Source organism: Enterococcus sp. BWR-S5 (assembly GCF_016745255.1).
Classification (GTDB): domain Bacteria; phylum Bacillota; class Bacilli; order Lactobacillales; family Enterococcaceae; genus Enterococcus_L.
On the sequence record NZ_JADOEQ010000016.1, the window covers coordinates 119,799 to 133,442 of the forward strand.

The following is a 13,644-nucleotide window of genomic DNA, read 5'->3' on the forward strand; positions in this document are numbered from 1 at the left end:
CTAAAATCTAAAGTAAATAAATGGATTATATGTACCGCCGGATAGGCTGAGCACACATAAAAGCAGCAGAGCAATTGAACCGATATAGGTTAAGGGAATAATCGCCTTTTCCAACGTACTTCCCGGTACGATTCGCATTTGCAGCTGCGGCAGCACAGGCATACTGATGATAAGTCCTAAGCCTGCCATTAGAAGAAAAACTGGTGTCAGCTGCTCGAATGCCAACATCTGCTGCATCTCGCTAAAATGGAAGCCGGTAAACATTTGACTAATCACATGCAGCCCTTGCTCAAAGCTGTCTGCACGGAACAGAACGAAACCTACAATAACCACTAACAAAGCATAAATATGTCCTAATACTCTTGGAAGCTTCTTCAGAGGCAGAAATTCTTCAATCATCTGGAACAAACCATGCCACAATCCCCATGCCACAAAAGTCCAACTGGCACCATGCCATAGACCTGTAGAGAAAAACACAATCCATTTATTGATGACTGTCCGTGCTTTTCCTTTACGATTACCGCCTAAAGGATAATACAGATACTCTTTGAACCAAGTAGAGAGCGAAATATGCCATCTGCGCCAAAATTCTTTGATTGATCGTGAAACATACGGATAATCAAAGTTTTCCAAAAAGTGGAACCCGAACATGTGCCCTAATCCAATGGCCATATCACTATAGCCGCTGAAATCAAAATAAATTTGCAGCGCATAAGCAATTGCACCAATCCAAGCAGAGAGAATATTAATATCTCCCAAGGCAAAACCAAACACGGCATCTGCTGCGGCTGCCACTGTATTGGATATCAATACCTTTTTCGACAAACCAAGGATAAATCGTCGCATCCCCTTAGCAATCCGTTCAGGATCAGCATGACGCTGATTAATTTGCTCCTGTACGTCATGATACTTTACAATCGGCCCGGCAATCAGCTGCGGGAAGAAGGATACATATAATAGAATATTGAAATAGTTCTTCTGTACCTGCACCTCTCTACGATACACATCAATGACATAAGACATCGCCTGAAATGTATAAAAGGAAATACCTATCGGCAACGTGATTCCCGGTGCCTGAAAGGCTGTTCCAGCCAATGTATTGAGTGTTTCCACAAGCATGTCTGTGTATTTGAACACTCCTAAAAGCCCCAAATTAATAAAGACAGAAAAGAAGAGGACCAGCTTACGCTGCCTCTCCTTTTCAGTGCTTAGCATAAGCCCAAAAAGATAATTGAACATTGTACTGATAATCATCAGTATGATATAGACCGGTTCGCCGTAAGCATAAAATAGAAGACTTGCCGCAATCAATAGAAAATTACGGAGCTTGGTACCCTTTACTGCATAGTACAGCATAAATAGAACCGGTAAAAAGACACATAAAAATGTCATTGAACTAAAAACCATCGTTGTCTTCCCCTCTAACACTTCTTAACACGTTATTTTCACTCACTTATGTTTACTCATTCAACGCTTTTTCCATCTCAAGCGTACTGATTGAATCCCCGGTCGTTGTACTGACATAGTCAATATAAGCAATATTTCCATCAATACGCAGTGTTACTTCTTTCGCATCCTCAAAAGGAAAGCTATGAAGAATGTATGTCTGTCCATCTTTCGTTGCAAAGGAAAGATCATAGCCTGAGACAACCGCCCAAGCTTCCGGGTCCTCACTAGAATCCGTTGTTTCCTCTGAGGTTGGTGTGAAATACAACACCCCTTGCTCTTCATTCTCAAAGGGTGCTGCCTTTTCCAACAGATTACCCTCAAACTCAGAGACAGTAATATCTTTAACTGCCATTTTCTCGAGTGCAGCTCCGGTTTGGTTGCTGAGAACTACATCGTACTCATTCTTAGCTCCGGTTTTTGTTCCGATGACCTTCAGTTCCTTCTTTTCCTTTTCAGTTAGCGTCTGAGCCGGGGCTTCTTTCGATTCCGATCCAGACTCTTTAGAAGCTTGACTGGCAGTAGAAGCTGATGTAGAGGATGAGGCAGCAGTGCTGTCCTCATCCTTATTTGACCGACAAGCAGTCAGCGTAAGCAGACTCACACACAAAATTGTTATGCCCAAAAGACCTAATCGTTTCTTTTTCATTCGATTCGCTGACTCCCTTTTAATTAATTCGACGGTAATTTCTATATTGAACAGCACCTGCCGTATTATACGTAATATAGTAATATGGATATTTATTACCATATGCCGGACGACCCAGCTCCGCATCGAATACATACGTCGCTCCGTTTATATCAATCTCTACCCAACCATGGGGACCTAAGCTGCCATTACGCTGCACAACAGAACCAACCACTACATGGGCATCATAGCCTAGCTCTTTTGCTAGATAATAGAAGGTACTGGCATACGTATAACAATTTCCTTTTCGCTGGTTAAAACCTTTACTCGCATGTTCATTGGCAAAAGCTGCACCGGCATTTGCTGCAGGATAGCTGCTGTCTTGATAGCCAATCGTATTTCTAGTCCAGTCGAACGCCTTCTTCAAATCCCAGCCGACTTGGTTCAACACATTGTAAGCAGATTGCTGCAATGCTGTACGATTTTTCTGTAGTGTATAAGAAGTCGTTCCCAGACCTGCCGTACCGTTCGCATACACGTGTGTATTGAACTTCCCGCCATCACGGAAATCCACACTGTTTACAACAACAGTCCATGAACCATCGTAGCTCTTGCTGCCGTTCAGCCATTTAATATCATCTTGACCTTTTGTCTCGCTCCATGTTGGGAATTTCATAGAAGAAGCATTGACACTTGAATTAAAAACAGTTACTCTCGCCGTTGTACTGCTTAAGATGGTTGTACGAATATAGTTTGTCTTGTTCAATGCATCCAAACGGAATTTTTGTGAATTCGTACGATTGAATCGGTACATTTGAATATTCGCACCTTCTTTATTTTGTCCGTTATCAACATCAAGGTAACTGCCTAGCTTACTTTGAATATAAGTTAAGCCGCTGCCTGCATCAATAAAGCGGAATTTTTGTGCATCCGAGTTATTCCATGTGAACTGTTGGACGTTGGCCTTATTTGCTGTGCTGGCATTTGCCACATCAAGAACTTTTCCTGATTTTTCATTAACCAGCTTATACCAGCCGTCGCCTGCAGCTTCTACAATAAACTTCTGTTGTTTCGCCGCATTCTCTGACCATAACTGTACATTTCCACGCTCAGCGGTGCTTCCATTCGATACTTCCAACACACGATTTGTATTGATGTTCGATGAGATAAAGTAACGCACACCATTTTGTACAGCAACCGTTTTAGGTGCTTTTGGTGCTTCAAACAGCCATTTTTGTGCTGCAGTATGATTCAGTGCATAGGTCTGAATCTTTGTTCCTTCTGCACTTGCACCATTGGCTCTATCAAGAACAGTTCCCAGCTTCGATTGAATATACACATAACCTCCGCCGGCATCGATAAACCGGAATTTCTGTGCATCTGAGCCATTTTTATCAAATTGTTGAATTTGCGCCCCGTTTCCTGCATTGCCATCAGCGATGTCCAATACTTTTTTAGAATGACGGTTAACGATGTAGTACCAATTATCTGAAGTTTTTTCTACGACAAATTCATTTGCTCCACTATAGGAAGAAGAATACAATAGTACTTTCTCTCTATTTGTACTTGTCATACCATTTAAAGAAAGGACTTTATCCGTTCCAGACCCTGTAATCTGATAGGTACCGGCTGTCACCTCTTTTAATGCAGGATCAACATTGCCGTCAAGACGCCATTTCTGTGCATTTGTCCGATTTAAGGCAAAGGTCTGGAGCTTCGTACCAATTCCTGTATTGCCATCCGTACAATCCAATACTGTGCCTAATTTTGATTGAATATAGTAATACCCGCTGCCAGCGTCTACAAGCTGCCATTTCTGCGCATCCGAATTGTTTTGTTTATATTGTTGAATCGGTACACGATTTGCTTTCGAACCATTCTGTACATCCAGTACCAAACCGGAGTTGACATTCTTAATAACAAACCAAGTGCCATCTACAGGAATAAGCTCAAATTGACTTCGACCATGATACATTTGTTTATTCAGTTCCATTTGTGCTGAATTACTTTTCGATCCGCCAACAACGCTCATCATTGCAGCAGAATTTCCAGCTGAGTAGATGTTATACGTGCCACGTTGAACAGCTGTTGCTGAAAATAGTTCTAATCCTGCTTCAACAGGCTTCTCTTCAGCCTTGTCTGTTTCCTCAGTCTCAGAGGCTTCTGTCTGGCTTTCTTTCGTCTGATCTTCTTGATTAGATGACTCCTTCTCCACTTCTTCACTCTTGGAGTCCTCTGTTCCTTCATTCGGAGTTTCTGATTCTACTTGCGGTTTGATTTCTTCATCTGTCTTTTGAATAAGAGACGAGCTGTCTATTGTCTCTGTTCCGTGAGCCAACATGGGGCCTCCATAACTGGCCAACAGTGTTGCACTCAACAGCATATACACTAACTTTTTTTTCACTTTAAACACTCCCAAAATTTTAATAAACTTAAACCAAAAAAAGAACAGTTCCCTACATATATAATAATACCGACTAAAATACTAGATTGCAACAGCCGAAAAGAGCATTTTCACGCAAAAAAGGAACATTGAAAACGCATTATTTTATTAAAATAACATGAGGTTTTTTTATTGAAATAATTATATCGTTATTCCAAGCCTATCAGCTTTCTGGAAAAGATAAAAATAGACATCAATTAGTAAAATTATACGTTCATTTTTCGGAATATTCAAAAAGAACGCATTCATTTCATTTTTAATCTTTTTTTAATGTTGGCTTTCTGTTATAATGGTTTTCACATTTAATATTGCTTAGAGGCTAAGCAAAGAAGAAAAATGTTCCCTCTGGTATAAAGAAAAAATCAGAAATCGGGAGCGTGGACTCTTTAAAATGGAAGAAACCAAAAACTAAAGGAGAGAAACGTATGAAAACAGTGTACAATTTTTCAGCCGGCCCAGCTATCTTACCAAAAAGTGTTTTGGAGAAAGCACAATCGGAGTTAGTGAATTACCAAAACAGCGGTATGTCCGTAATGGAGTTGAGCCATCGTTCCTCCTTGTTTGAAGCAATCATCCAAGAAGCCGAAGCTTTATTGAGAGAACTGATGAATATTCCCGATAACTATAAGGTGCTGTTTTTACAAGGCGGAGCAAGCCTTCAGTTCACCATGATTCCACTGAATCTGGCACAAAACAAAAAAGCACTCTATGTCAACACTGGCTCTTGGTCTAAAAAGGCCATCAGTGAAGCAAAAAAAATCGATAACGTTGAAGTGGAGGTCATTGCATCCAGCGAAGACAAGAACTTCACATATATACCTGAAATAAAGAAAGAAGATATTCCACAGGATGCGGCATATGTTCATATCACGACTAACAATACAATAGAAGGAACCTGCTTCTATGAACTGCCGGATACAGGGAATGTGCCGTTAGTAGCAGATATGTCTTCGAATATCTTATCTATCAACTACAATGTCGCAGATTTCGGCTTGATTTACGCCGGAGCGCAAAAGAATATCGGACCTGCCGGCTTAACCGTTGTCATCGTCCGTGAGGATCTGATTGGTCAGACAGATGTATTAAGTGCTATGCTGGATTATGATATCCAGGCGAAAAATGATTCTTTATATAACACACCGCCAACCTTTGCCATTTATATGGCAAAATTAGTATTTGAATGGATTAAAGAATTGGGCGGTGTCGCTCAGATGGAAAAACTGAATACAGAAAAAGCACAGCTTTTATATAATGAAATCGAACAGTCCGCTCTGTTTTCATCTCCTGTTGCGCCTGATTTCCGCTCCATCAACAATATTCCTTTTGTAACCGGAAGTGATGAGCTGGACAAGAAGTTCAATGCAGAAGCAGTCAATGAAGGATTTGAAAACCTTAAAGGGCATCGCTCTGTCGGCGGTATGCGCGCGAGTCTTTACAATGCCTTTCCAAGAGAGGGTGTAGAAGCCCTTGTCGCATTCATGAAAAAATTCGAAGCAGAAAATGGAGGAAACAACTAATATGTTCGATATCAAAACATTTAACGCGATTGCACCAGAAGGTCTTGCACGATTCAATGACCCGCACTTCTCTGTCGATCAAACCGATACACCTGCCGGAATTGTTTTACGCAGCGAAAAGCTTCATGCCTATGACTTCCCTGCTTCTGTTCTTGGTGTAGCACGTGCCGGCGCCGGAACAAACAATATCCCTGTACAGAAATGTACCGAAAATGGGATTGTTGTATTCAATACACCTGGTGCCAATGCCAATGCAGTAAAAGAACTAGTTGTTGCCTGCTTATTGCTATCCGTTCGCCCTGTATTGAAAGGCGCAAACTGGGTACAGACCCTGTCTGGTCCTGATATCGAAAGTCAGGCAGAAGCGGAAAAGAAACAATTTGCCGGCACTGAGCTGGAAGGCAAACGCTTGGGCGTTATCGGCTTAGGTGCAATTGGCGCCATGGTTGCCAATGATGCCTACCGTCTGGGAATGGATGTAACCGGCTATGATCCATTTGTTTCTGTTGATACTGCATGGAGTATTTCTCGACGTGTCAAACGGGCACAAAGTATGGATGAGATATTTACGAACTGTGATTTCATTACGGTTCATGTACCGTTGACTGAAAATACACATCACCTAATTGGAAAAGACGAGCTGGCAAAGATGAAAGAAACAGCTGTGTTGCTGAACTTTGCACGAGGTGAGTTAATCGATACTGATGCTGTAGTTGAAGCCATCAATGAAGGGAAAATCAGCAATTTCGTGACAGACTTCGCCGACGAGCGTCTGCTGCATAACGATAAAATCATGGTATTACCCCATTTAGGCGCTTCTACAGAAGAGGCAGAAATCAATTGTGCTAAAATGGCGGCTCGTACCTTGAAAAAATTCTTGGAAACTGGGAATATCAAGCGTTCTGTCAACTTCCCAACAGTGGAAATGGCATTTAATTCTCCTTATCGTTTCACAATCATTCATAAGAACGTGCCAAATATGCTAGGACAGATTTCAACAGGCATCGCTGATTTAGGAATCAATATCGATACAATGATTAACCGCAGCCGCGACGATTATGCCTATACGCTTGTGGATATTGCAGAGACTGATGAGCAAAAAATCGCTGATGTTGCTGAAAAAATCCAGCAGTCTGAAAATATCATTAAAGTACGGACAATCAAAAACAACGAGGCGGTGAGCTATTAATGGTCAAGATTCACCCATTTAAAGGCATCCGTCCAACCGAAGAGCTGAGTGATAAGGTTGCAACCCTCCCTTACGATGTATTGAATTCTGCAGAAGCAAGGGAACTGGGAAAAGACAATCCCTACTCTTACCTTCATATTGATAAGGCTGAAATTGATTTGCCTGAAGACCTGTCTCCTTATGACGATCAGGTTTATGCAAAAGCAGCGAGCAATCTAAAAGATTTCCTGCAAAAGCAATGGCTGACGCAAGAAGCCGCACCGGCTCTTTACCTTTATGAGCTGACAATGAATGGACGGGCTCAAACCGGCCTGGTGACCTGTACATCGATTGATGACTACACAGAAGGCAAAATTAAAAAGCATGAATTCACTCGTCCGGAAAAAGAAGTCGATCGAATTCGTCACATCGAAGCCTGCGATGCTAATACCAGCCCGATTTTTCTGACCTATCGTGCACAAGCCGATATTCAGCAAATCATGGATACTTGGAAGCAGGAGCATACACCTGTGTATGATTTTGTCAGCTTTCACGATGTCGCCCATAAAGTATGGGTCATCGATGACGAGGCTTTGATACAGGAATTGATGGCGGCCTTTGACGCAAAGGTGCCGGCTTTATATATTGCAGATGGGCATCACCGAACAGAATCAGCCGTGAAGGTTGGAAAGAAAATCAAGGAGGAACAGCCTGGAATCGGACAGACGGAAGAGGTTAACTTTTTCCTCTCTGTTATCTTTCCAAAGGAAGAACTGGAAATCCTTGATTATAATCGGGTAGTTAATGTACCAATCACAGATGATTTTTTCGATCAGCTGGAAAAAAACTTCACTTACTCGAAAACTGCTGAGGGCAAACCGACACAGCCAAAAAGCTTTGGCATGTATCTCGGCGGCCAATGGTATGAACTAACAGCCAAACCGCATATCCTGTCAGATGATCCTGTTGATGGCTTAGATGTGTCGCTTTTACAAAATCATGTCTTCGCGGAAATTTTTGATATTCAAGATGTCCGAACAGATAAACGCATCGACTTTGTCGGTGGAATTCGTGGGATGGCAGAGCTTGAAAAGCTGGTTGACAGTGGAAAATGGCGGGCAGCATTTGCTGTTTATCCTACAACCATGGATGACCTCTTGAATGTGGCAGATGCCGGGAAAATCATGCCGCCAAAATCGACATGGTTCGAGCCGAAATTACTCAGTGGATTATTTTTGCACGATTTAGAGACAAAATCATAATAAAGAAGTAAAATAGAAGAACAATCCAGAAAGCTGGGAACTATGTCTACACATAGTCCCGGCTTTCTTAGAACCTAAAAAATAAGTAAACAGCAGACTCAGTTAGACGGACAGTTGCATAGCAACAACAGACTCACTTCTGTCAGAAGTTTATTTATCGGGAATAAGCGGAGGGATATTATGCGTAAACAGTTAAAAAAAGCAAAGCGGATCGTCATTAAGGTTGGGACCAGCACATTGATTTACCCCAATGGCAATATCAACCTGAAAGCAATCGATCAGCTGGCATTCACTTTGACTGATCTAAAAAATCAGGGCAAAGAAATCATCCTTGTATCATCCGGAGCCATCGGCGTCGGCCTGAACAAGTTGAAGCTGGATCAGCGACCCCCAACCATTCCCGAACAACAGGCAGTTGCTGCTGTTGGACAGACAGAGCTGATGAATATCTATAATCAGCGCTTTTCGGTCTATGGACAGCAAATTGGACAGCTCCTGCTAACGAGAGATGTTATCGAATTTCCTGAAAGCCGAAGAAATGTTGTAAATACGATGGAACAGCTCCTGCTAATGGGGATTATTCCCATCATCAACGAAAATGACACGGTAGCTATCGATGAGTTGGACCATCTGACAAAGTTCGGCGATAATGACCAGCTCTCTGCCATCGTGACCCAATTGATTAATGCAGATGCACTGGTTATGCTTTCTGACATCGATGGTTTCTTTTCTGATAATCCACTGACGAATAAAGAGGCGCAGCTTTATTCAGAAATCAATCAGATTGATGAAAATCTGTTGCTTCAGGCTGGCGGAAAAGGCAGTCGCTTTGGTACCGGCGGCATGTATAGCAAGCTGAAAGCAGCGGAACGAGTGCTTGAACATAACAGTATGATGGTGCTGGCAAATGGTAAACAGCCTCAGATTATCTTTGATATTTTGACAGGTGACGTGATTGGTACGCTGTTTATTGAACGGCCTCAGAATTAGCCAATTAACAACCTAACAGTATAGACGATTCGAATGAGAAAATTTCAAGACGTTGAGTGACTCAAAATAAGAAGGGAGAAACGGACATGACTGACTTAATACAACTGGGCAAACAGGCAAAAGCTGCTTCCTTTACCCTTGGTCTGATGGATACAAAAACAAAAAATGACCTGCTTCTGCATATGGCGAAGCAAGTTGAAGCACATACTGCTGAAATCTTGAAAGCGAATGAGCAGGATTTAGCGGCAGCAGCAGATTACGGCATTTCAGAAACAATGCTGGATCGTTTACGTCTGACCGATGAACGAATCACAGCAATGGCGGATGGTATTCGGCAAGTAGCCTCCTTAGAGGACCCTATCGGTGAAGTAGAAAAAATGTGGAAAAATGAAGATGGCTTAATGATTGGAAAACAGCGCGTTCCTTTAGGGGTAATCGGGATTATTTATGAATCTCGTCCTAACGTAACGACAGATGCAGCCAGCCTTTGCTTCAAATCAGGTAATGCCGTGATTTTAAGAGGCGGAAAAGAAGCTTTTCACTCAAATCAGGTGTTAGTCTCTGTTCTGCAAAAAGCGTTAGAGGACAGAGGTCAGTCGCCTTTTTCCATTCAATTCGTAGATGATACCTCTCGAGAAACGGCTCAAAAGCTGATGACCTTGAATGGCTATCTGGACGTACTGATTCCTCGCGGAGGAGCAAACCTGATTAAGACAGTTATGGCAACTGCCACCGTTCCTGTGATTGAAACAGGCACCGGAAACTGTCATGTGTACATTGATAAGGATGCACAGCTGAAAATGGCCACAGACATTATTGTTAATGCAAAATGCCAGCGCCCTTCTGTCTGTAATTCTGCGGAAACGTTACTTATCCACAAGGATGTAGCAGAAGCCTTCTTGCCAACAATTGAAGCAGCGCTAAAAGAATACAACGTAGAACTGCGCGCAGATGAGCGAGCTCTTGCTATTTTCCAAGATGCAATTCCAGCTGTAGAAGCAGACTGGGAAACAGAGTTTCTGGACTACATTCTGGCAGTCAAGGTTGTGGACTCATTGGAGGAAGCTATCACGCATATTAACACCTATAACACAAAGCATTCTGAAAGCATCATCAGCGACAATTATTTTGCGACGCAGCAATTCTTGCAGCAGGTAGATGCTGCTGCGGTTTATGCGAACGCCTCTACACGTTTTACAGACGGTTTTGTCTTCGGCTTTGGTGCAGAAATCGGCATCAGTACACAAAAGCTGCATGCTAGAGGACCTATGGGCTTAGCAGAGCTGACCTCTACAAAATATATTGTTTATGGCGATGGCCAATATAGAGAATAGAAAAGGAGCCTTTCTATGAAATATGACGGACATACCCATACCGAGTATTGTCCACATGGGACTGTGGAGGATACAGAGCTTCTAATTCAACGAGCCATCCAGCTGGGCTTTACCAAATACAGCATCACAGAGCACGCACCTTTACCGCCAGCAATTAACAAAATAGCTGGTGGTGATTCTGAGATGTGGACAACTGCTTCTATGGCATTAAATGATGTGGATAACTATTTCAAACGTATGGAAAACCTGCGAAAAAAGTATGCTTCTGAAATAGTTATCCACATTGGCTTTGAGCTTGATTACTTCCCTGAATTTGAAGATTGGACCACCGATTTTCTCAACGAATATGGTCCGTTGACGGATGATGGCGTCCTCTCTGTCCATTTTCTTCCGGGACAAAACGGATTGCGGGGAATTGATTATACTTTTGAAGAGTATCGAGATGGAATTACTATCCCTTCCGGCTCTTTCAAAAATGCTCAAACCCTTTACTATGAAAGGGTTTTACAGTCTTTGCAGGCTGATTTGGGCAAGTGGAAGCCAACGCGCTTGGGACACATCTCTCTATGTCAAAAATTCGAACGATTTTTCGAAGAATCAACCGATTATTCGCCGAATACTGTTGCATTAATCGACGAGCTGCTGCAGCAGGTAAAAGAACGAAACTATCGCCTTGATTTAAACACTGCGGGCTTCCGAAAAAAAGGTTATACACAGAGTTATCCACAGCCTTGGATTTTAGAAAAATCCCATGCATTAGGGATTCCTCTAATCTATGGTTCTGATAGCCATTCTATTGAGGATATCGGCTCAGATTACGGAAAAGTCGAACATTGGTTAAATAAATAAGTTATGCACATGTGGAAAACAAAATGCCCGAAGCGTAAGTAACAAGCTTCGGGTATTTTTTGTTGATAATTCTACTCGTTGATTAGACTCTAAAGTACATTTATTAATCCATCTAATTGATTAACATTTATCTATCAATTCGTAGATTTTCTTCAAATAAGTCCAGAAATGCTAAGCTGAAGGACTGTATTGGTGAACTATATTTAGTATCATCATCCATAATTACAAATCCTTCAACCTCTTCCTCTGATTTACTGATAGACATTCTTGAAAAAGATTGTTCTGTTTGAAATGTTTCCCTCATGATTGCTTCAAAATCTGCTTGTATGAAACAGAAAGGCTCGTCACTGTCCGAAAGAATACTTGGAAACAATCTCTGAGGATCTTTTAGTGGTATTTCTATTAAATGCCTAATCAAAAAAATATCTGCCAGCTTAGACAGAACAAACTCTGTACTGTAGTTTGATTCAAAATCTCCTAATGAAAACTTCTTAAAATAAAAATACCACGTTTGTGAAGGTCCATTTTCTGAGGAAAACAGTCTGATTTCAATCTCATGCTCTTTACAAAATGCAACCAACTTATCTGGCAGGTAGAGTGTCTTTGCACACTGCTCCTTGTACAGCTCCTCATTATGGTTGATATAGTAATTTTTCTTAATAACATCTAGCCGTTTATTTAACACGAATATCATGACCTCCTGGTTTGTCTTAGCTACTCAATTCCTATAAGAAGATTAGCCAAATAAAAAACTCAAACAGGAGTGCATCATCTCATACAAAATTTCTTTTTCTTAAATTATCTGAACTATACAATTTTTTTATTTATTCAAAAAGATAACTAAGATATGTCACATCTTCCGGTTCATAATCTTCTAGTGGAACACCCTTCAGTTCTTTTTTTAATTGCTCTGGATCTATTTGCCATAAATTTTCCTTTTCCAAGCTTTCTATCAGCTCAGTGTACTTTTGCTCTAACCTTATATTTTTAAACTGTTCTAAATCTGCTATATCTAAATTTTTTCCTTCTTTATTTGGTACATACACTGCCCTTTCTACATAAAAAAATGGGCTAATTGCTGAAATTTTTAAACTGATAAACTCTATATAACCTCTTTTTAAAATTTCTTCAGTGGCTTCATAAGTAAAAAAACCATGTTGTAAATCAATATCCTCTAAAAACATATAAGAAAAGCACCTTGTATAATCAAACCCACCAGAAGGCACAAAAATAATGCCGTCCATATTTGTGGTGATGTACTTGTCCCATTCATCATGGTGTACATATCTCATTAATACATAGCTATGACCACCTAAAGATAGATTATTATCAACAATCGACATCGCTCTTTTATTATTATCCATTTTTTTCATTTTATTTCCCTCACTCTCTAGGTATATCTGGATATCCATGTAAATTCCCTTTTTTATCTATATGAACCTTTATTTTTGTTGTTTCTCCATCACTTCCTACTACTCGACCAGCATCATATTCTTTTACAGTTCCTGTTCTACCACGAGCCCATCTACCCTTTTCCCAAGCTTCTTGTGTTTCTGCCACACCATTCGTTCCATCAATCCATGTGGATTTAGACTCTCCTTTATCTACTTCCTGTTGGTTATTTTTGTGTCCTTCTTGATGCTTCCCTTGTTTTCCAGCATCAACATTGTTCGTTTTGTTACTATCACTAGTTACTAATCCTTGTTGGGGAATCATATCATCTGGCTCTACTTCTCTTACCCTTGCAAAGCTCGGCGCATTCTTTATTTGGTCTAGGACCTGTGCCCCTATCTTTAGTTCATTGATTCCCTTGACTAGCTTATCAACAGCTCCGATTTTCCCAACGATATCACCAAGCTTGCCAAACAAACCGCCGCCCGGAATATACGTCACTTCATAACGATTGATTTTCAGTTCCTTAGCCGTATACCGGTCTTTTGCTAGGTGTTCGCCATATTCATCTAATAATGCATACAGCTCCGGGTGATCCTTTTTGGATAAGCGCTG

At 41.2% G+C, this 13,644-nt stretch carries 12 protein-coding genes; 6 read left to right on the forward strand and 6 right to left on the reverse strand.

Features of this window, described 5'->3' with window-relative positions; genetic code table 11:
- From IW510_RS17160 to IW510_RS17170, 3 genes are read right to left on the reverse strand one after another with little or no spacing between them, the layout of a single operon-like run.
- Positions 1-1,407 carry an MBOAT family O-acyltransferase gene (locus IW510_RS17160; protein WP_202061730.1) on the reverse strand — a complete coding sequence of 469 codons (1,407 nt, stop codon included), beginning with the start codon at positions 1,405-1,407 and terminating at the stop codon, positions 1-3.
- Between the two features lie 52 nt (positions 1,408-1,459).
- Positions 1,460-2,095, reverse strand: a complete 636-nt coding sequence (locus IW510_RS17165; RefSeq protein WP_202061732.1) for a hypothetical protein — start codon at positions 2,093-2,095, stop codon at positions 1,460-1,462.
- Positions 2,096-2,114: 19 nt separating this feature from the next.
- A complete protein-coding gene (locus IW510_RS17170; protein ID WP_202061734.1) occupies positions 2,115-4,478 on the reverse strand; it encodes an RICIN domain-containing protein in 2,364 nt (787 codons plus the stop codon).
- A 464-nt stretch (positions 4,479-4,942) separates the two neighbouring features.
- On the opposite strand from IW510_RS17170, the gene serC reads away from it, so the two are divergent.
- The 6 genes from serC to hisJ all read left to right on the forward strand — a co-directional run bounded on the left by serC (position 4,943) and on the right by hisJ (position 11,637).
- Positions 4,943-6,034 (forward strand): 3-phosphoserine/phosphohydroxythreonine transaminase, encoded by a 1,092-nt coding sequence (serC, locus tag IW510_RS17175; RefSeq protein ID WP_202061736.1) that lies wholly within the window; start codon positions 4,943-4,945, stop codon positions 6,032-6,034.
- Position 6,035: 1 nt separating this feature from the next.
- Complete coding sequence (locus IW510_RS17180) at positions 6,036-7,223, forward strand: phosphoglycerate dehydrogenase (protein WP_202061738.1); 1,188 nt, start codon at positions 6,036-6,038, stop codon at positions 7,221-7,223.
- Entirely contained in the window at positions 7,223-8,464 is a 1,242-nt protein-coding gene (locus tag IW510_RS17185) for a DUF1015 domain-containing protein (RefSeq protein ID WP_202061739.1), read from the forward strand. The genes IW510_RS17180 and IW510_RS17185 overlap by 1 nt, the downstream gene beginning before the upstream one ends.
- Before the next feature lie 180 nt (positions 8,465-8,644).
- On the forward strand, positions 8,645-9,454 hold the full coding sequence (gene proB, locus IW510_RS17190; protein ID WP_202061740.1) for a glutamate 5-kinase: 810 nt from the start codon (positions 8,645-8,647) through the stop codon (positions 9,452-9,454).
- Positions 9,455-9,540: 86 nt separating this feature from the next.
- A complete protein-coding gene (locus tag IW510_RS17195) occupies positions 9,541-10,788 on the forward strand; it encodes a glutamate-5-semialdehyde dehydrogenase (protein WP_202061741.1) in 1,248 nt (415 codons plus the stop codon).
- A gap of 15 nt (positions 10,789-10,803) precedes the next feature.
- Positions 10,804-11,637 (forward strand): histidinol-phosphatase HisJ, encoded by an 834-nt coding sequence (gene hisJ, locus IW510_RS17200; protein WP_202061742.1) that lies wholly within the window; start codon positions 10,804-10,806, stop codon positions 11,635-11,637.
- A gap of 127 nt (positions 11,638-11,764) precedes the next feature.
- Here the strand turns inward: hisJ and IW510_RS17205 are convergent, their stop codons facing one another.
- The 3 genes from IW510_RS17205 to IW510_RS17215 form a co-directional block, all read right to left on the reverse strand.
- Positions 11,765-12,322, reverse strand: coding sequence for a hypothetical protein (locus tag IW510_RS17205; RefSeq protein WP_202061743.1), 558 nt, complete (start codon positions 12,320-12,322; stop codon positions 11,765-11,767).
- A gap of 139 nt (positions 12,323-12,461) precedes the next feature.
- Positions 12,462-13,010, reverse strand: coding sequence for a hypothetical protein (locus IW510_RS17210; protein ID WP_202061745.1), 549 nt, complete (start codon positions 13,008-13,010; stop codon positions 12,462-12,464).
- A gap of 10 nt (positions 13,011-13,020) precedes the next feature.
- Positions 13,021-13,644 (reverse strand): hypothetical protein (locus IW510_RS17215; RefSeq protein WP_202061746.1); only part of this gene is annotated, 624 nt, incomplete at its 5' end.

Coding starts and splice junctions, on each gene's coding strand:
- IW510_RS17160 (WP_202061730.1), bottom strand. CDS start 1,407: ATGGTTTTTAGTTCAATGACATTTTTATGTGTCTTTTTACCGGTTCTA.
- IW510_RS17165 (WP_202061732.1), bottom strand. CDS start 2,095: ATGAAAAAGAAACGATTAGGTCTTTTGGGCATAACAATTTTGTGTGTG.
- serC (WP_202061736.1), top strand. CDS start 4,943: ATGAAAACAGTGTACAATTTTTCAGCCGGCCCAGCTATCTTACCAAAA.
- IW510_RS17180 (WP_202061738.1), top strand. CDS start 6,036: ATGTTCGATATCAAAACATTTAACGCGATTGCACCAGAAGGTCTTGCA.
- IW510_RS17185 (WP_202061739.1), top strand. CDS start 7,223: ATGGTCAAGATTCACCCATTTAAAGGCATCCGTCCAACCGAAGAGCTG.
- proB (WP_202061740.1), top strand. CDS start 8,645: ATGCGTAAACAGTTAAAAAAAGCAAAGCGGATCGTCATTAAGGTTGGG.
- IW510_RS17195 (WP_202061741.1), top strand. CDS start 9,541: ATGACTGACTTAATACAACTGGGCAAACAGGCAAAAGCTGCTTCCTTT.
- hisJ (WP_202061742.1), top strand. CDS start 10,804: ATGAAATATGACGGACATACCCATACCGAGTATTGTCCACATGGGACT.
- IW510_RS17210 (WP_202061745.1), bottom strand. CDS start 13,010: ATGAAAAAAATGGATAATAATAAAAGAGCGATGTCGATTGTTGATAAT.